The 18,088-nt window shown below is 71.5% G+C and carries 20 protein-coding genes and 1 riboswitch; of the genes, 10 read left to right on the top strand and 10 right to left on the bottom strand.

Annotation, left to right across the window (positions count from 1 at the left end; translation table 11 throughout):
- Positions 1-97 precede the first annotated feature (97 nt).
- The 7 genes from CP983_RS26925 to CP983_RS26895 all read left to right on the top strand — a co-directional run bounded on the left by CP983_RS26925 (position 98) and on the right by CP983_RS26895 (position 4,957).
- Positions 98-1,189 (top strand): AfsR/SARP family transcriptional regulator, encoded by a 1,092-nt coding sequence (locus tag CP983_RS26925; protein WP_229915032.1) that lies wholly within the window; start codon positions 98-100, stop codon positions 1,187-1,189.
- On the top strand, positions 1,186-2,037 hold the full coding sequence (locus CP983_RS26920) for a DUF6585 family protein (RefSeq protein ID WP_229915026.1): 852 nt from the start codon (positions 1,186-1,188) through the stop codon (positions 2,035-2,037). The genes CP983_RS26925 and CP983_RS26920 overlap by 4 nt, the downstream gene beginning before the upstream one ends.
- Positions 2,038-2,094: 57 nt before the next feature.
- Positions 2,095-2,322: a hypothetical protein gene (locus tag CP983_RS26915; protein ID WP_107905638.1), complete on the top strand. Its 228-nt coding sequence runs from the start codon at positions 2,095-2,097 to the stop codon at positions 2,320-2,322.
- A gap of 79 nt (positions 2,323-2,401) precedes the next feature.
- Positions 2,402-2,920: a hypothetical protein gene (locus CP983_RS44085; protein WP_167537767.1), complete on the top strand. Its 519-nt coding sequence runs from the start codon at positions 2,402-2,404 to the stop codon at positions 2,918-2,920.
- A gap of 169 nt (positions 2,921-3,089) precedes the next feature.
- On the top strand, positions 3,090-3,947 hold the full coding sequence (locus tag CP983_RS26905; protein ID WP_150502321.1) for an LLM class flavin-dependent oxidoreductase: 858 nt from the start codon (positions 3,090-3,092) through the stop codon (positions 3,945-3,947).
- A 148-nt stretch (positions 3,948-4,095) separates the two neighbouring features.
- Positions 4,096-4,593, top strand: a complete 498-nt coding sequence (locus CP983_RS26900; protein WP_150502319.1) for a hypothetical protein — start codon at positions 4,096-4,098, stop codon at positions 4,591-4,593.
- Between the two features lie 61 nt (positions 4,594-4,654).
- The gene (locus CP983_RS26895) at positions 4,655-4,957 is read left to right on the top strand and encodes a hypothetical protein (protein WP_150502317.1); all 303 of its coding nucleotides are present in this window, start codon (positions 4,655-4,657) and stop codon (positions 4,955-4,957) included.
- A 43-nt stretch (positions 4,958-5,000) separates the two neighbouring features.
- On the opposite strand, the gene CP983_RS26890 is transcribed toward CP983_RS26895, so the two are convergent.
- From CP983_RS26890 to CP983_RS26880, 3 genes are all read right to left on the bottom strand, one after another.
- Positions 5,001-5,360, bottom strand: a complete 360-nt coding sequence (locus CP983_RS26890; RefSeq protein WP_030960916.1) for a VOC family protein — start codon at positions 5,358-5,360, stop codon at positions 5,001-5,003.
- 173 nt (positions 5,361-5,533) lie between these two features.
- Positions 5,534-7,033, bottom strand: coding sequence for an MFS transporter (locus CP983_RS26885; RefSeq protein ID WP_150502315.1), 1,500 nt, complete (start codon positions 7,031-7,033; stop codon positions 5,534-5,536).
- A 119-nt stretch (positions 7,034-7,152) separates the two neighbouring features.
- A complete protein-coding gene (locus CP983_RS26880) occupies positions 7,153-8,520 on the bottom strand; it encodes a DUF445 domain-containing protein (RefSeq protein ID WP_229915027.1) in 1,368 nt (455 codons plus the stop codon).
- Positions 8,521-8,752: 232 nt separating this feature from the next.
- On the opposite strand from CP983_RS26880, the gene CP983_RS26875 reads away from it, so the two are divergent.
- Entirely contained in the window at positions 8,753-10,090 is a 1,338-nt protein-coding gene (locus CP983_RS26875) for an SGNH/GDSL hydrolase family protein (RefSeq protein ID WP_150502313.1), read from the top strand.
- Positions 10,091-10,130: 40 nt separating this feature from the next.
- On the opposite strand, the gene CP983_RS26870 is transcribed toward CP983_RS26875, so the two are convergent.
- From CP983_RS26870 to CP983_RS26855, 4 genes are read right to left on the bottom strand one after another with little or no spacing between them, the layout of a single operon-like run.
- Complete coding sequence (locus tag CP983_RS26870; RefSeq protein WP_150502311.1) at positions 10,131-10,949, bottom strand: DUF1707 SHOCT-like domain-containing protein; 819 nt, start codon at positions 10,947-10,949, stop codon at positions 10,131-10,133.
- A 33-nt stretch (positions 10,950-10,982) separates the two neighbouring features.
- Complete coding sequence (locus CP983_RS26865; RefSeq protein ID WP_150502309.1) at positions 10,983-11,969, bottom strand: ABC transporter ATP-binding protein; 987 nt, start codon at positions 11,967-11,969, stop codon at positions 10,983-10,985.
- Between the two features lie 9 nt (positions 11,970-11,978).
- On the bottom strand, positions 11,979-12,800 hold the full coding sequence (locus tag CP983_RS26860; RefSeq protein ID WP_150502307.1) for an ABC transporter permease: 822 nt from the start codon (positions 12,798-12,800) through the stop codon (positions 11,979-11,981).
- Entirely contained in the window at positions 12,793-13,593 is an 801-nt protein-coding gene (locus tag CP983_RS26855) for an ABC transporter permease (protein ID WP_150506891.1), read from the bottom strand. Before CP983_RS26855 ends, CP983_RS26860 begins: the two co-directional genes overlap by 8 nt.
- A 233-nt stretch (positions 13,594-13,826) precedes the next feature.
- Here CP983_RS26855 and CP983_RS26850 point away from each other — a divergent pair, with 233 nt between their 5' ends.
- Positions 13,827-16,238 carry a transglycosylase domain-containing protein gene (locus tag CP983_RS26850; RefSeq protein WP_150502305.1) on the top strand — a complete coding sequence of 804 codons (2,412 nt, stop codon included), beginning with the start codon at positions 13,827-13,829 and terminating at the stop codon, positions 16,236-16,238.
- Between the two features lie 10 nt (positions 16,239-16,248).
- Here the strand turns inward: CP983_RS26850 and sugE are convergent, their stop codons facing one another.
- From sugE to CP983_RS26835, 3 genes are all read right to left on the bottom strand, one after another.
- Entirely contained in the window at positions 16,249-16,569 is a 321-nt protein-coding gene (sugE, locus tag CP983_RS26845) for a quaternary ammonium compound efflux SMR transporter SugE (RefSeq protein WP_030947510.1), read from the bottom strand.
- Positions 16,570-16,603: 34 nt separating this feature from the next.
- Positions 16,604-16,674, bottom strand: a riboswitch (guanidine-III (ykkC-III) riboswitch).
- Positions 16,675-16,739: 65 nt separating this feature from the next.
- Positions 16,740-17,096, bottom strand: coding sequence for a GroES family chaperonin (locus CP983_RS26840; protein WP_107905650.1), 357 nt, complete (start codon positions 17,094-17,096; stop codon positions 16,740-16,742).
- 51 nt (positions 17,097-17,147) lie between these two features.
- Positions 17,148-17,477: a DUF3618 domain-containing protein gene (locus CP983_RS26835; protein WP_030947504.1), complete on the bottom strand. Its 330-nt coding sequence runs from the start codon at positions 17,475-17,477 to the stop codon at positions 17,148-17,150.
- 95 nt (positions 17,478-17,572) lie between these two features.
- On the opposite strand from CP983_RS26835, the gene bcp reads away from it, so the two are divergent.
- On the top strand, positions 17,573-18,040 hold the full coding sequence (gene bcp / locus CP983_RS26830) for a thioredoxin-dependent thiol peroxidase (RefSeq protein WP_107905651.1): 468 nt from the start codon (positions 17,573-17,575) through the stop codon (positions 18,038-18,040).
- Positions 18,041-18,088 lie beyond the last annotated feature (48 nt).

Here is an 18,088-nt window from a genome sequence, read left to right as displayed (position 1 = left end):
CGCCATGCCTACGACGACCGCACGCCAGGGACACCCGAGCGCTCGCCAGGGATGCCCGGGCGCCGTGTCCCAGGCACGCACGGGCGCCCATCAGCCGGTGCGCGAGCCCCAGCCGTCCGGCCCGGGTCTCGCCGGTCTCACGGCCCAGGAACGCGACGTGCTGTACGCCCTCGGCTGCGGCCTGCCCGACGCCGAGATCGCGGACGCGCTGTCGCTGCCGGAGCGTGCGGTGGCCGGACAACTGGGACGCGTACTGGTGAAGTTGGGGCTGCCGGACCGGACGGCCGCCGTCGTGCACGCCTTCGACTGCGGTCTGGTCGTACCGGGGCAGGGGCCGCGGAGGCGGTCGGCGCCGGCGGTCACCGGACACGGCCGGACCGGCCCCGGCGGCGGGGGCGGAAGCGGTGCCCCGGCCGACGCGCGGTTGCGGGTCTGTGTGCTCGGCCCGTTGCGCGCCCGGCTCGGCGGGCGGTCCGTGGACGTCGGCCCGGTCCGGCAGCAGGCCGTGCTCGCCGCGCTGGCGCTGAGCCCCGGCCGGTCGGTCAGCAGGCAGGCACTGCTGGACGGCGTCTGGGGCATGGAGTCGCCCGGCGCGAACGTCGTACCGGTCTATGTGTACCGGCTGCGCAAGGGCCTGCGGCTCGGGGAGTGCCCGGACTCGGTGATCGGGCGCGACCGGTACGGCTATCGGCTGGTGCGGGACGCGGTCGAGGTGGACGTGACCTGCATGGAGGACCTGGTCGGGGCGGCCGAGGCCGCCGAGCGGGCCGGGGACGGGGCCGAGGCGGTACGGCTGTACGGCCGTGCGCTGGAGCTGTTCCGGGGCGAGCCGCTGGCGGGACTGCCGGGGCCGTTGGCCGAGTTGGAGCGGCTGCGGCTCATCGAACGCCGGGTCGCCCTCGCGTACCGGAAGGCCCACTGGCAGCTGCGGCTGGGCAGGGTCGCCGACGCGCTCGCCGGCCTGTCCGCGCTGGCGCTGGAACAGCCGCTGAACGAGCCGGTCGCCGCGCTGCTGATGCGCGCGCTGCACCACGCGGGGCGGCGGGCCGAGGCACTGGCCGTGTTCGACCGTACGGCCCGCCGGCTCGCCGACGACCTGGGCGTGGCGCCGGGCGAACCGCTGCGCCGGGCACGGTGGTCGATCCTGCGCGGGGACGAGGCGGGTCGTGGGCGGGTCGGTGCGGCGTGAGCGACGGGACGGACCGGGGGCGGGAGCCGGAGCGGCACCTGGAGCGGGGCCGAGATCGGGACCTGGATGCCGGCGGGACGGCCCCGGGGCCGGGCAGGGACCGGGATCGAGTGGCCGACGCGGCTCGTTACGCGCCCCGGCCCGACGCGCCTCCTTGGGATCCCGCCCACAACCGCGCCGACGCCCTGCTTCTGGCCCGCGTCTCCGAGGCCGCGGGCCGAGCACGTCTGGGTCGGCGGCAGGCCACCTACCGGCCGCCGCTCGCCGAGCCGGGCCGCCGGTGGGCCGGTCTCGCCGGTGCGCGTCGGCTGCTGCGGGGCGACCGCGAAAGGGCCGGCACCGGCCCGATCGACCGGCTGGACCTGTACGAGCGCGGCCTGACGGTGGCCGTCGACGGGCGGATCCATGTCGTCCGGTACGACACCACGCTGGTGCGCCGGCGCCGGGCCCTGTCCCCGCAGGGCCTCACCCGCGCCCACGTCCTCGTCGACCTCGACGGTGAGCGGATCGCGCTGCGCTGCGGCGACTTCGGCGAGCCGGAGGTGTGGGGACCGGAGATCCACCGCTCGGTCGCCGACGCCCAGGTACCGAGGGCCCTCGCCGCGCTGACCCGGGGCGAGCGACTCGACTTCGGTCCGGTGTGGCTCACCAGGGCCGAACTCGGCTCCCGCGGCACGACGCTGCGCTGGGCGCAGGTCCAGCGGATCGAGATCCTCAAGGGCTCCGTCGCCGTACGCACCGCCGGCCGGTGGCAGGTGTGGGGGTCGGTCACGTCCGGGATCCCCAACCTCTGCGTCCTGCGCGCCCTCGCCGAGTACCTCACCGCGGCCGAGCGCGACGAGGACTGACGTACGCCACGTCCCCGCGCCCCGCCCAACACACCCTGCACAGAAGGAGATTCCGGCATGGCCGACAGCTACCGATACCGATGCGGCGAGTGCGGGCACCGCACCGCCTGGGGGAGCGAGTCCCAGGGCGAGCAGGCGATCGAGACCCACTACGCCCACCGCCATCCGCACATCGTCCCCGGCGGAGTGGTCGAGTTCCGCAAGGGCTCCTCCGGCTGCGGCTCGGGCTGCCTGATCGCGCTCGGGATCGTGGTCCTGCTCCTGATCATCGCTTCCCGCCACTGAGACCACGCACGGCACACAACGCACAGCCATCCACGAGGAATCGGACACGGAGGATCACATGAACGGGGCGAGCGGGAGCATGACGAACGCACTGATCGACAAGGCCAGGGCCGAGCGCGAGCGGCGCCGCAGCGGACGGAGCCGGACCACCGCGCTGACCGTCCTGGCGGTGCTCGGCGGCATCGGGCTGCTGCTGGCCCTCACCGTCGGCGGAGACCCGAACGAGCCGCCGAGCTGCGACGACAAGACCATGACACGCGGCGACGTATGCATGATCTACTCCAGCTCAGGAGGCGGCGGCTCCTTCTCTTACGACGAGATGGTCGACCGCCGCGAGTCGAGCGACTCGGTGCTGCGCGGGATCGGCTTCGGACTCGCCGGGCTCTGCGCGGTGCTGATGATCCCGGCCGCGACCCGGCTCGACCCGGCGACGCCCTGGGGCGATCCGGTCACCGGGCCCTGCCCGCGCTGCGGCAAGCCGAACCGCCGGGAGCGCAAGACCACGCACAGTGTCACGCAGGGCCGGACGACCTCGTACTACACGGGCATCGTGACCCTGTGCACCTGCGGCTACGGCGATGTGCGGCGGCGGCCCTGACACGGATCGCAAAATGGTTTGTCCCGTGAAGTCGGCTCGCCCTATCGTGAGCCGACTTCGACGAGACGTTCCCCGGAAACACGCCGCAGAGCGGGAGCGTCCCACCTCGCTGAGGTGCCGGAGGGGGCGGCAACTGACTTTGTCGACCCCTCACTTCGGAGGCCCTTTCATGAACGTCGGTACGAATGTCGGTATCGGCCTGCCCATCGGCGACCCGGCCGCCCTGCTCACCTGGGCCCGCCGCGCCGACGCCGGCCCCTTCAGCACCCTCGGACTGCTCGACCGGCTCGTCTACGACAACCCCGAGCCGCTGGTCGCGCTGGCCGTCCTCGCCGGCGCCACCACGCGCGTCCGCGTCCAGACCGAGGTGCTGCTCGCCCCGCTGCGCGACACCGCTCTGCTGGCCAAACAGGCCGCCACCCTGGACCGGATGACCGACGGACGGCTCGTCCTCGGCCTGGGCGTCGGCGGCCGGGAGGACGACCACCGCGCCACCGGCACCGACCTGCGCACCCGGGGCCGGCGCCTGGACCGGCAGATGGAGACGATGTGCCGTCTGTGGCACGGCGAGCCCTACGGCGACGGCGTCGGCCCGATCGGCCCGGTGCCCGCCCGCCTCGGCGGCCCGGAGCTGCTCTTCGGCGGCTTCAAGCCCGCCGCCCTCGAACGCGTCGCCCGCTGGGGCGACGGCTTCCTCGCGGCCGCGGCGCCCTCCTGGGCGGGCGGCCTGTTCGACACCGTGCGCGGCTTCTGGAAGGAGTACGGCCGCGACGGCGAGCCCCGTCTCGTGGCCCAGGTGAACGTCGCGCTCGGCCCGCCGGACGTGATCGACGACGCCCGCGCCCGGATGCACGCCTACTACGCCTTCACCGGCATGCCCGACCGCATGGTCGACGGCATGCTCACCACCCCGGCCGGCATCCGCGCCGCGCTCACCGCCTACGCCGATCTGGGCGTCGACGAGGTGATGCTCTACTGCTACGGCCTCGACCCGGACCAGGTGGACCGCCTGGCCGACGTGCTGTGACGGCCCTCCCGTGACCCCGATGCCGTGATCCCGATCCTGTAGCGCTCCTGTTGCCGGAACTGTGGGCTCCGCCACAGCCGGGTGCGCCGGGCCCTGTTGGACTCGGCGCACCCGCAGTCGTCCGCCGTTCTCCCGACCTGGAGGCCAGGTGTTTCTGCTGATCCTGCTGTTCGTCCTGATCGCGGTGATCACCGCGATCGGTCTGGCCGGACACGGCATCCGCACCCTGGCCGACCGGCGCGAGCGTCGCACCGGAGTCCCGGGCACGCTGCGCGGCATCGCGGCCCTCGCGGGCGCCGGGGCGTTCGCCCTGTACGCGTGGGGGCTGCTCGCGGTGTGCGGCGCGGTGATGGTGGCGGAGGACGGCGGCACCGACTCGGCACCGCCGCAGTCCTGCCGTACGGCGGGCTGGTGGGAGCGGCACGAGCGGGGCATCGAGATCACCGACCACAAAGTGACGTACATCCCGCTCGGGTTCGTCTGCGAGACGAGTGACGGCGGGAGTTACGACACGGGTGACGTGCCCGGGTATGTGAACCCGGGCGTGCTGGTGCTCGCACTGACCGCCGCCGGGTGCGCCATCGGCGCGGGCTACGCGACCGAGCTGCGGGCCCGGGCGGAGTCCCGCGGGGACCGGGCCGGTTAGCCTCGGTCCTGAAGGGACGGCCGAAGTGGTCGCCGGCCCGGCAGCAGTGGTTGGAGGCAACATGGCGAAGGTTCCCAGCGCGGTGGTCGCGGCGGGCGGGCTCGTCGGCGGGTACGGCGTGGCCCGCTGGACCGGGAACCGGCAGCTCGGCGGTGCCGTACTGGCCGTGGCGGGCGCCACCGCCGCACAGCAGTGGCGGCGGCGGGCGGGCGGCAGGGCCGCGGGCGCCCTGAGCACCGCCTACGTCGCCGCCTTCGCCGGTTCGCATCCACTGGCCAAGAAGGTCGGTGCCTGGCCCGCCGTGTTCGGGGTGGCGGGCGCGGTGGCCCTGGCGTCCTGGGCGGTGGCGGACCGCCGCGGCTGACGCGAGGTGGTGGGGGTCCCGCGCGTCACGGCCGTACGTCCCCCTACGACCGGTGGGTCAGGACATTCACCACGCGGCCGCCCGGGTCCCGTACGAAGAAGCGGCGTACGCCCCACTCCTCGTCCTTGAGTTCCCGTACGATCTCCGCGCCCGACGCCAGTACCTGCGCGTACACGGCGTCGACGTCCTCGACCTCCACGCTCAGGTCGGGGACGACGGGGCCGGTGCGGTCCTCGGTGAAGAAGCTGATCTGGGCGGTGGGGTTGGCGGGGGACGCCATGGTCGTCACCCAGCCCATGTCCATCACCTCCTCGAAGCCGAGCAGGCCGTAGAAGTCACGGCTCGTCGCGATCGCTTCCTCGGACCCGGCGTGGACGTTGGGGACGATCCTGCGGACGGTCATCGGTGCGGCTCCCTGGAACGGTTGTCCGGAGTTTTCGTTGTCCCCCGCAGTCTGGCCCCCGGACCGTGCCCACCGCATCGCCCTCGGCCTCGTCCCCGCCCTCCGCCGGCGGCGGCCTCGTCGGCGGCCTCCTCCTGCTGCGCCGCCGCGCCCGATGACCAGCCCAGGGTCCGCTACGTCCCCGAGGCCTTCGCCGCCCGCACCCCCGCAGTCGACGGCTCCGTCACCGCCGTGAGCGGACGGGCGATGTCCTCCAGGGACCGGCGTTCCGCGCGGACCGCGAAGAAGGCCGCGACCAGGCCCGCCAGGCACATCAGCGCCGCGCCGATCTGGAAGGCGAGGACCGTGTCGCCGACCTTGCCCGTCCCGGTGAGGTCGGCGAACAGCAGCGGTCCGCTGATGCCGCCGGCCGCGGTGCCGAGGGCGTAGAAGAAGGCGATGGACATCGCGCGGGTCTCCATCGGGAAGATCTCGGAGACCGTGAGGTAGGCGCTCGAAGCGCCCGCCGAGGCGAAGAACAGGACCGCGCACCAACAGGCCGTCATCGTGGTCGCGTTGAGCACACCCTGGTCGAACAGCCAGGCGGTGCCGAACAGCAGCAGGCCCGAGAGCAGGTACGTCGACGAGATCATGACGCGTCGGCCGACCGTGTCGAAGAGCCTGCCGAGCAGCAGCGGACCCATGAAGTTGCCGACCGCGATGACCGCGAAGTAGTAGCCCGTGTCGCCGGTCGGCACGTCGAAGAACGTGGCGAGGATCGCGCCGAAGCCGAAGGTGATGGCGTTGTAGAGGAACGCCTGGCCGATGAAGAGGGAGAAGCCGAGGATCGCCCGCCTGCGGTACTTCGAGAAGACGGTCCGGCCGATCTCCAGGAAGGACACGCTCCGGCGCTGCCGGATGGTGAGTTCACCCTCGGGGCGCGGCAGGGGCTCGCCCCGTTCGGCCTCGACCTTGGTCTCGATGGCCGTGACGATCCGTTCCGCCTCGTCGTCGCGGCCGTGGATCAGCAGCCAGCGCGGACTCTCCGGGACATGCCGCCGGACCAGCAGGATCACCAGCGCGAGAACGGCACCGAGCGCGAACGTCAGCCGCCAGCCGATGTCCGCGGGCAGGATCGCCGTGTCCAGCGCGACGATCGCCAGCAGCGAGCCGCCGACCGCGCCCAGCCAGAAGCTGCCGTTGATCATCAGGTCGACGCGGCCGCGGTACTGCGCCGGGATCAGCTCGTCGATCGCGGAGTTGATCGCCGCGTACTCGCCTCCGATGCCGAAGCCGGTGAGGAAGCGGAACAGGAAGAACCACCAGGTGTCGAACGAGACCGCGGTGAGGGCCGTCGCCGCGAGATAGACCGCGAGCGTGATCATGAAGAGCTTCTTGCGGCCCCACCGGTCGGTGAGCCGGCCCCAGAACAGCGCGCCGAGGCAGGCACCGGCCACGTAGAGCGCGGCTGCCAGGCCGGTGACCTGGCCGGAGGTGATCGGCAGACCGCTGCCGGGCTCGGACAGCCGGGGAGCGATGCTGCCGACGACCGTGACCTCCAGGCCGTCGAGGATCCACACGGTGCCGAGGCCGATCACGATCGTCCAGTGCCAGCGCGACCAGGGCAGCCGGTCGAGACGGGCGGGGATGTCGGTGGTGACGGTACGGCCGGTCTCGGCCTGCGCGGTGGTCATGGGCCCCCTCCTCGTCGAGCGGAACCCCCGCCGAGTGCCCCGAACTCCCCGGCCCTACGCCCGCCGACCGCCCTGAGCACCCGTTCTCCACGCCCGACGACCCCGCCGAGCCCCCCGCCCTACGCTCCCAGCGCCCGCGACACGGTGTAGATCACCAGCCCGGCGAGCGAGCCCACCACGGTGCCGTTGATCCGGATGAACTGGAGGTCGCGGCCGATGTGCGCCTCGATCTTCCGGGTGGTGTGCTCGGCGTCCCAGCTCGCCACGGTGTCCGTGATCAGGGAGGTGATCTCCTTGCGGTAGGTGGAGACGACGTACACCGCCGCGCCCTCCACCCAGCCGTCGACCTTGGCCTGGAGCCGCGGCTCGACCGCCATCCGCGCACCCAGCGACAGCAGCGAGGCACGCACCCGCAGCCGCAGTTCGCTGCGCTCGTCCTCGGCCGCGGAGACGATCATCCGGCGTACGGCGGTCCACGCGGAGGCGATCAGGTCCTGCACCTCGCCGCGGCCCAGCACCTCGCCCTTGAGCCGCTCGACCCGCGCGCGGGTCTCCGTGTCGGACTGGAGGTCGGAGGCGAAGTCGGTGAGGAACTTGTCGAGGGCGCCGCGGGCGGGGTGGCTGGGCATGTCGCGCATCTCGGTGACGAAGCGCAGCAGCTCCTTGTAGACCCGCTCGCCGACCCTGCGGTCCACGAATCTCGGGGTCCAGCCGGGGGCGCCGCCCTGGACGGCGTCCATGATCTCGTCGTCGTGCAGTATCAGCCAGTTCTGGGCGCGGGCCACGACGAGGTCGACGACCCGCTTGTGGCCGCCGTCGGCGACGACCTTCTCCAGCATCTTCCCTATGCCGGGCGCGATCTCCTGGGCGTCGGCACGCCGGGTGATCGCCTCGCCCACGACCGCCTGGACGTCCGAGTCGCGCATGACCGTCAGGGCGCCCCTGAGTGCCGCGGACAGCTCCGCCGTCACCCGGTCCGCGTGCTCGGGTTCGGCGAGCCAGGCGCCGAGGCGGCTGCCGATGCCGACGGCGCGCAGGCGCTGCCGTACGACGTCCTGCGAGAGGAAGTTCTCGCCGACGAACTCGCCCAGGGAGACGCCGAGCTGGTCCTTCTTGGTCGGGATGATCGCGGTGTGCGGGATGGGCAGTCCGAGGGGGTGGCGGAACAGGGCCGTGACGGCGAACCAGTCGGCGAGCGCGCCGACCATGCCGGCCTCCGCCGCCGCGGCGACATAGTCGGCCCAGGCGCCGGCGCCCTGGTTCGAGGCGACCTTGGCGAGGACGTACACCAGCGCGACGAAGAGCAGCAGCCCGGTCGCGGTGATCTTCATCCGCCGTACGCCGCGCTGCTTCTCCTGGTCGGCGGCGGTGAACGTCGTCATCGCACGTACGGCCGATGCGGGCACGCGCCGGTTACCGGCGCCCTCCGGCCGGGCATGCTGCTCTACGACAGGCGTTCCCGTTTCATCCTGATTCGTACGTTCCATTCCGCTCCACCCGTCCAGGATCCCCCGCACATATTGTCCCTTCCTGACCTACTCCTGGAACGAATCAAGAGTTCCCGGCGTCTGTCCCGTGGGGGGAGGTCGATGGCGAAGTCCGGATGAACTCCGGCGGCCCAATGGGGGGTCTGTGCAACTCCCCTCTGCCTCATGACGCATCATGAGGTGATCACATCGGAGCCCCGGGCTCCCATCCGCCCGAGGAGACACGCACCGCATGACCAGGCGAAACGGTTATGCCCTGCTCAGCGCGATCATCGCCCTGATCGTCACGCTTTCCGCCGCGATATACATCGGAGCCGCCTCCGACAACGGCAGCGCGACCGGCAAGAGCACCCCCACGAAGACCGGCTCCGGACGGGGCCCCGTCGCCCCGGCCTCCACCGGCCTCTGGGTGGGCGCCTGGTCCGCCTCCCCGGTCGGCGCCGAACCCGGCACCGAGCTGGAGGGCCTCGCCGGCGACTCGGTGCGCAACGTCGTGCACACCAGCGTCGGCGGTACGAGTGCCCGGATCACGCTGTCCAATCTCTACGGCCAGTCCCGGCTGACGATCACGCACGCGTCGGTCGCGCTCGCGGCCGGCTCCGCGACGGCCGCCGCGGTGGCGGACACCATGCGCCGGCTGACCTTCGGCGGCAGCCCCACGGTCGTCATCCCGCCGGGCCAGCAGGTGCTCAGCGACGCCGTGCGCATGACGATCCCGGCGGACGCCGACGTCCTGGTGACCACCTACTCCCCCACCCCGTCGGGCCCGGTGACCTACCACCCGCACGCACGCCAGACCAGCTATGTCGCCGAGGGCGACCTCACCGAGGACGCGACCGGCACGGCGTACACCGGCCAGGTCGACGCCTGGCGGTACGTGACCGCGCTGGACGTCCTCAGCCACGACTCCGAGGGCACCGTCGTGGTCTTCGGGGACTCGCTCACCGACGGCATCTCGTCCACCCAGAACGCCAACCGCCGCTGGACGGACGTCCTCTCGCGCCGGCTGCGGGCGGCCGTCGCCGCCGGCCAGGACGTGCCGCGCTACAGCGTCGTGAACCAGGGCATCAGCGGCAACCAGATCCTCGCCAGCGGCGCCGGGCGCCCCGCGGACAACCAGGCGGGCGTCGGCCGCTTCCACCGCGACGCGCTGTCCCGCACGAGCGTCAAGGTCGTCGTCATCGACCTCGGCGTCAACGACATCCTGCGCAACCCGGGCCTCGCCGACCCCCAGCGCATCCTCGAGGGACTGCGCACCCTGGTCCGCCAGGCCCACGCCCGCGGCCTCAAGGTCGTCGGCGCCACCCTGATGCCCTTCCAGGGCCACCGGGGCTACAGCGACGCCCGCGAGAACGTGCGTCAGCAGATCAACGCCGAGATCCGCGCGGGCCGGGTCTTCGACGCGGTCGCCGACTTCGACGAGGCCGTGCGCGACCCGTACAACCCGCGCAAGTTCCGCCCCGACTACGACTCCGGCGACCACCTCCACCCCAGCGACAAGGGCTACGAGCGCATGGCGGAGTCCTTCGACCTCCAGGACCTGAAGGGCGCGGCTCCGGCCGAGCTGTAAAAGCGACCGGCTCGACGGGCGGGGGCAGGGGCGGGCGCGGTCAGTCCTCGTCCCGCTCCCGGGCCTTCTCCCGGCGGGCGCCGCGCTCGTCGTGCCCGTGGCGCCACAGGTCCCGGTGCTCCTCGAGCATCCTGCGATGACCCTCGTAACTCTCGTCACGTGCCGAGGACCGCAGTTCCCGCCGCTCCTCGCGCCGCTCCAGCCGCTCCCGGCGCCGCTCCTCGCGCAGTTCCTGCTTCTGCGTCCGGGTCAGCTTCCGCTCGACCCCGACGCCGCCCCAGAAGGCGAACCCGGTCACGATCACCCGCGGAGCGCCGGGATCCCCGGGCGCCCCGTCCTCGCGGTGGTCGAAACCGCCCATGATCCCGATCCCGCGCACCTCGACCTCGACCCCGGGCGGCACGACGACCTCGACCCCGCCCATGATCGCGACGCAGTTGATCTCGACCGCGCCGTCCGCGAAGTTGGCCTCGCGCAGGTCGATCTCCCCGCCGCCCCAGAAGGCGAAGCAGTTGAACCGCCTCGGCACGGTCCAGCGCCCCTTGCGCTGGAACCCCGACAGCACGGCGACACCCCACGTCGACGACCCCTCGCCGCCGACGATCCGCTCGCTCCAACTCCCGGCGGCGGCCCCGGGCTTCTTCACCATGTCGACCTTCGGCACGGCCACCGCGCCGACCGGCAGATCCCGGGTGATCGGGGCCAGATCCCCGTAGGTGCGGGCCTTGTACGTCGCGTCGAGGCGTTCCTCGAACTCCTCCATGTCGAGCCGCCCCTCCGCGAGGGCGTCCCGCAGGATCTCGGCGACCTGTTCACGATCGGCGTCGGAGGCACGCAGCTCCGGGGCTTCCTCGCTCATGCAATGCAGCCTACGAGCAACCCCGCCCCGGGGCTACGAGATCGCCCGCTCGGTCCGTCCCGGCTTCTCCGCGTACATCTTCGCGATCACGGCCTCGATGTCGGGCTCCCGCACCGACAGGTCCACCAGCGGATACTCCGCCGCGATCCGCGCCACCAGCACCGCCGCCGACTCGGCCGCCGGGAACGCCAGCCACTGCCGCGGCCCCTCCACCTTCACCACGCGCGCGGGCGGCGCCTCGATCGGCGGCAGCTCGCGCTCCAGGTCGACCACCAGCGTCCGCTCGCTCTCCCCGACCTCGTGCAGCCCGGCGAGCGGGCCGTCGTACATCAGCCGCCCGTGGTCGATGACCATCACCCGTGAGCACAGCTGCTCGATGTCCTGGAGGTCGTGGGTGGTCAGCAGCACCGTCGTGCCGCGCTCGGTGTTCAACTCCCGCAGGAACTCACGGACCCTGGCCTTGGAGATGACGTCGAGTCCGATGGTCGGCTCGTCCAGGTACAGCACCTCGGGGTCGTGCAGCAGCGCCGCCGCGATGTCGCCACGCATCCGCTGGCCGAGCGAAAGCTGCCGTACGGGAACGTCCAACAGGTCGGCCAGGTCCAGGAGTTCCACGAGCCGGTTGAGGTTCTCGCGGTAACGGGCGTCCGGGATGCGGTACATGCGGTGCATCAGCCTGTACGAGTCGATCAGCGGCAGGTCCCACCACAGCGTGGTGCGCTGCCCGAACACCACCCCGATGCGGTGGGCGAGCCTGGTGCGTTCGCGGGAGGGGTCGATGCCCGCCACCCGCAGACGGCCGCCGCTCGGCGTCAGGATCCCCGTCAGCATCTTGATCGTCGTCGACTTGCCGGCGCCGTTCGGCCCGATGTAGCCCACCATCTCCCCGCGCGCCACCCGGAAGGAGATCGAGTCGACGGCCCGCACCTGCCGCCGCTCCCGCTTGAGGAAACCGGTCTTCTTGCGCACGTCGAAGACCTTCTCGACACCGTCGAGTTCGATGAACGTCCCGTCCGCCATGGCCTGCCCCTAACTCCCCGTACTCCGATACGACCGCAGCCCGGCCCGCCACGCCAGACCGGCCAGGGCACAGCACGCCGCCGCCACCAGGGGCGAGGCGAAGGCCGTCCACCCGGGCAGGTCGATCGGGTACGGCCGCCCCAGCACGTAGGCGGCGGGCACCCAGTTGACGAAGGCGAGGGGCAGCATGAAGGTCACGCCGCGCACCAGGTCCTTGCCGAACACGGTGGGCGGGTACTGAAGCAGCGTGGTCCCGCCGTAGGTGAACGCGTTCTGCACCTCGGCGGCGTCCTGCGCGAGTATCTGGAAGGCCGCGCCCGCCACGAACACCGCCGAGAAGATCGCCGCGCCGCTGATCAGCATCACCGGCATCAGCAGCACCTTCGCGGGCGTCCACTCGATGCCGGCCGACACCAGCGCCCAGCCCAGGACCAGCGCGCCCTGCGTGATCCGGCCGAGGCGGCGCAGCGCGAAGTGATCGGCGCCGACCTGCGCGAGCACCGGAGCGGGCCGCACCAGGAGCGTGTCGAAGGAGCCGTCGCGGATCCGGCCGCCCAGCACGTCCATCGAGCCCAGCACCAGGTCGGCGATCCCGAACGCGGTCGCCGACAGGCCGTACAGCAGGGCGATCTCCGGCAGCGACCAGCCGCCCAGGGTGTCGACCTGCGAGAACATCAGCAGGATCGCCACGAAGTCCAGGCCGGTCACCATCAGGTTGCCGAGCACCGTGACGGCGAAGGAGGTGCGGTAGGTCATGCTGGACCGCACCCACATGGCGGCGATCAGCCGGTAGGCCCGCAGCCCTTCGAGCAGGGCGCCGCGCTCACCCACCCTGCACCACCACCCGACGCGTCGCCGCCGACTGCACGATCCGCCCCGCGGCCAGCAGCACCACCGCCCACACCGCCTGGAAGGCGAACGCCCCGAGCGGCGCCCTCTCCCCCATCAGCACGTCCGCGGGCATCTGGATCTGCGCCGCCCAGGGCAGCGCCCGCACGACCTCGCCGAACACGCCCGGGAAGGCGTTCAGCGGCAGCACCATGCCCGAGAAGAAGATCCCGGTGATCATCAGGGCCTGGTTGACGCCCATGCCGTCCAGGAGCCAGAACACGCTCAGGGCCGCCAGGTAGCGGATCGCGAAGCTGACGACCGCCGCCAGCAGCAGGGTGACCGCGAACGCCGCCCACGGGGTGACGTCCGTCGGCAAGGCCATCGGGAAGAACACCGCGCCGAACAGGAACGGGACCACTCCCCGCCCCACCATCTGGAACAGCGCCCGCCCCATGTCCCCGGCCAGCCACCAGAGTTGCAGGTCGGCCGGCCGGTACAGGTCGACGGCGATCTCACCGGTGCGGATCCGGTCCATGAGGTCCTTCTCGGCGCCGCCGCCCTGGATCGCGAGGGTCGCGTACAGGCACTGCCCCAACCACACATAGGTGACGGCCTGCGCCTGGTCGTACCCGCCGAGATGGGGCTTCTGGTCCCACAGCGCGAGATAGGTGTAGACGAGGATCACGCCGAAGACGGTGTTGGTGAACACGCCGGCCGCGGTGGCCACCCGATAGGTCGCGTACCTTCTGAAGCCGCCCGCCGCGACGGCCAGGTACAACCGCCCGGAGCCCACATCCACAGCCCTCCTCGCCCGCGCCCGGCACCGAAGCGCAGGAGCCTAGTGCGCCCGTGAACGGGGCTGCCAGCCATTTTCCGGGCGCCCCCGCGCGAGGTTTCGCTCACTTTCCAGGACACGCGCCGGTTTCCGGGAACGGAACGCCCGGTGCGAGAGTCTTCAATGGGGGCGCAGTAGGCGTACGAGGGCGTACGGGAACGTACGACGCGAAACAGGAGTCCGTGCCAGAGATGAGTGACGAGCCGCAGCCGCAGGAGCCGCAGGCCCAGCCACAGCCGCAGAGCGGGAAGCCCAAGCGGCCGAAGAGGACGGGCTGGCGGCGGATCATCCCGACCTGGCGCATGGTCCTTGCCACCTTCGTCGTCGGCACGCTGCTGCTCGTCGGCGGGTTCTTCCTGGCCTACTCCCTGGTCAAGATCCCGCCGGCCAACGCGCTCGCGACCAAGCAGGCCAACGTCTACATGTACGCGGACGGCTCGGTGATCGCCCGCGACGGCGAGGTCAACCGGGAGAACGTCACCCTCGCGCAGATGTCCAAGGCCGCCCAGCACGCGATCCTGGCCGCCGAGGACCGCGACTTCTACTCCGAGTCGGCCATCGACCCCAAGGCGATGCTGCGGGCCGCCTGGAACACGGCCACCGGCAAGGGCAAGCAGTCCGGCTCCACGATCACCCAGCAGTACGTGAAGAACTACTACCTGCGCCAGGACCAGACGGTCACCCGCAAGGCCAAGGAGTTCATCATCGCGATCAAGCTCGATCGCGAGAAGACCAAGGACGAGATCCTCGAGGGCTACCTCAACACCAGCTTCTTCGGCCGCAACGCCTACGGCATCCAGGCCGCCGCCCAGGCCTACTACGGCATGGACGCCAAGGACCTCGACCCGGCCCGCTCCGCGTACCTGGCGGCGCTGGTCAACGCGCCCAGCGAGTACGACGTCGTCGCCCACCCGGAGAACAAGTCCGCGGCCGTCGCCCGCTGGAACTACGTCCTGGACGGCATGGTCACCAAGGGCTGGCTCAGCGAGTCGAAGCGGGCGGGCATGAAGTTCCCGGCGCCGAAGGAGGCCTCGACCTCCACCAACCTCTCCGGTCAGCGCGGCTACATCGTCCAGATCGTCAAGGACTACCTGACCCAGAACAAGATCGTCAGCGCCGAGGAGCTGGAGCTCGGCGGTTACCGCATCACCACCACCCTCCAGAAGGACAAGCAGAACGCCTTCGTCGACGCCGTCAACGACCAGCTGATGGCCAAGCTGGACAAGAAGAACAACAAGGTCGACAAGTACGTCCGCGCGGGCGGCGCCTCCGTCGACCCGAAGACCGGCAAGGTCGTCGCGATGTACAACGGCATCGACTACGTCAAGCAGTACACCCCGAACGCCACCCGCAGGGACTTCCAGGTCGGCTCCACCTTCAAGCCGTTCGTGTTCACCTCGGCCGTGGAGAACGGCTCCACCACCCAGGACGGCCGCCAGATCACCCCGAACACGATCTACGACGGCACCAACCAGCGCCCCGTCCAGGGCTGGACCGGCACCTACGCCCCGGAGAACGAGGACCAGCACTCCTACGGCGACATCACCGTCCGCAAGGCCACCGACTCCTCCGTGAACTCGGTGTACGCGCAGATGGCCGTGGACGTCGGCCCCGAGAAGGTGAAGGACACCGCGATCGAGCTCGGGCTGCCGACCGGCACCCCCGACCTCCAGCCGTACCCGTCGATCGCCCTCGGCACCGCCACCGCCAGCGTCCTCGACATGGCGGAGGCCTACGCGACGCTCGCCAACCACGGCAAGCACGGCACGTACACGATGGTCGACAGGATCACCAAGGACGGCGCCGACGTCATCGAGCTGCCGGAGCGCAAGACCTCCCAGGTCGTCAGCCGCGAGGCCGCCGACACCACGACGTCCGTCCTGCAGAGCGTCGTCGACAACGGCACCGCAACCGCGGCCCTGGCCGCCGGCCGGCCCGCCGCGGGCAAGACCGGCACGGCGGAGGAGGACACCGCCGCCTGGTTCGCCGGGTACACGCCCGAACTGGCCACCGTCGTCGCCGTCATGGGCCAGGACCCGGTCACGGCCAAGCACAAGTCGCTGTACGGCGTGATGGGCCTGGACCGCATCAACGGCGGCGGGGCGCCCACCGACATCTGGGCCCAGTTCACCAAGGAGGCCCTGAAGGGCAAGCCGGTCGGCGAGTTCGACCTCCAGCTCCAGGAGGGCGCCGACGAGCCGCAGTACCCGACGACCGACCCCACCGAGGGCGACGAGGACTCCGGCGACCAGGACGAGGACGGCACCACCGGGGAGACGACGACCGGCGGCCAGGACACCGAGGGCCAGACCGGCGGCGAGACCCCGGGCGACACCGGCGGCGCCACCACCGGTGACACGACGAACGGCGGCACCACCGACGGGGGCACCACGGACGGCGGCGCGACCGGCGGCACCGACACCGGCGGCACCACCGACGGAGGCACCACGGACGGCGGCACCACCGACGGCGGCACCGACTCGGGCGGCACGGACACCGGCGGAGCGACCGGCGGGGACAGCTCCACCGGCGGGACCGACACCGGCGGCGGAGGGACATCCGGGAACACGGCCGGGACGCTCAGCACCACCCGCCGGCCGTGACCGCCGGGGCTCAGTGACCGCTGGTCGCCTTGAGCCCCACCACCGAGACCAGCAGCAGACAGACGAAGAAGATCCGCGCGGCGGTGGCCGGCTCCCCCAGCACGACCATGCCGACCACCGCGGCACCGGCCGCACCGATGCCCACCCACACGCCGTAGGCGGTGCCGATGGGCAGGGACCTCGCGGCGTAGGACAGCAGCAGCATGCTGGCGACGATGCCGGCCCCGGTGAACAGGCTGGGGACGAGCCGGGTGAATCCGTCGGTGTACTTCATGCCGATCGACCAGCCGACCTCTAGCAGACCGGCGACGACGAGCAGAACCCAGGCCATGACAGGCACCTCCGAGACGTACGACGTGAAACGGGGTGCGTCGTCTTTGCGTACATCCCGGTACGGCGCGTCTCGTCGGGTTCCTTCAAAACTAGCAAAAGAAACAGCGGAAGGGGCCGGTGACGATGGTCACCAGCCCCTTCGAACCGTCGATCCCGAGGTGGAGCGGACTACAGGTAGAGCCCCGTGGAGTCCTCCGCCCCCTCGAACCGGTCGGCGGCCACGGCATGCAGATCACGCTCGCGCATGAGCACGTACGCGACCCCGCGCACCTCGACCTCGGCGCGGTCCTCCGGGTCGTACAGCACCCGGTCACCGGTCTCCACGGTGCGTACGTTCTGCCCCACCGCGACGACCTCGGCCCAGGCCAGCCGACGGCCCACGGCCGCGGTGGCGGGGATCAGGATGCCGCCACCGGAACGCCGCTCGCCCTCGCCGGTGTCCTGCCGCACGAGTACACGGTCGTGCAGCATCCGGATGGGCAGCTTGTCGTGGTGGGTGCTGTGCTCGTTGCTTTTGGCGCTCACGCCTTGAACCTACCTGCCTTTACCGCCCGCGTACGCCCTCGGGTCCGCCCCTCAGCCCTTGCGGCGCCGCGTGCCCAGGGCGAGCAGCCCGACAAGGCCGACGGCGACGAGCGCGACGGGCACGATGCGCTCCAGCCTGGGCGCGCCCGCCTCGTCGGTGAACTTGGCCGTCACCCCGCTCACGGCCCGGTTGACCTCGACATAGGCCCGCCCCAGGGTGTGGTCGATGTTCGAGACGACCTTGGCCTTGGCGTCGCCGACGATCGTCTTCGGGTGGACGCGCACCCCGATCTCGTCGAGCGTCTCGGCCAGCGCTGCTCGGCGGGCTTTGATGTCCGCCTCGATCTGCGCCGGTGTTCTGGTGTCCGACGTGTCCGCCACCGTTCGGCCTCCGAAGTGAAGCTGATGCTGTTTCCGGACAGTCTGTCAGTTCCTCGCCGGACCGCACTGTCAGGCTCCCCGGTTACGCTGGTTCGATGAGCGAGCGACTCCAGCCGGGGGACGTGGCCCCCGCCTTCACCCTGCCCGACGCCGACGGCAACGACGTGTCCCTGTCGGACCACAAGGGCCGCAAGGTCATCGTCTACTTCTACCCGGCCGCCCTGACGCCCGGCTGCACCAAGCAGGCCTGTGACTTCACGGACAACCTGGAGCTGCTGGCCGGCGCCGGCTACGACGTCATCGGCGTCTCCCCCGACAAGCCGGAGAAGCTCGCGAAGTTCCGCGAGAAGGAGTCCCTGAAGGTCACGCTGGTCGGCGACCCGGACAAGAAGGTCCTGGAGTCCTACGGCGCCTTCGGCGAGAAGAAGCTCTACGGCAAGACGGTCGTCGGCGTCATCCGCTCGACGGTGGTCGTGGACGAGGACGGCAAGGTCGAGCGGGCCCTGTACAACGTCAAGGCGACCGGCCACGTGGCGAAGATCATCAAGGACCTGGGCATCTGACCGAGCTCCACCCACCAGGAGCCAGGCCGGCCCACTCGAACACCGGCC

This window comes from Streptomyces chartreusis (assembly GCF_008704715.1).
In the GTDB taxonomy this organism is placed as follows: Bacteria; Actinomycetota; Actinomycetes; order Streptomycetales; family Streptomycetaceae; genus Streptomyces; species Streptomyces chartreusis.
Note: the sequence above shows the minus strand (reverse complement) of the source record. Positions and strands in the feature narration are given on the sequence as shown.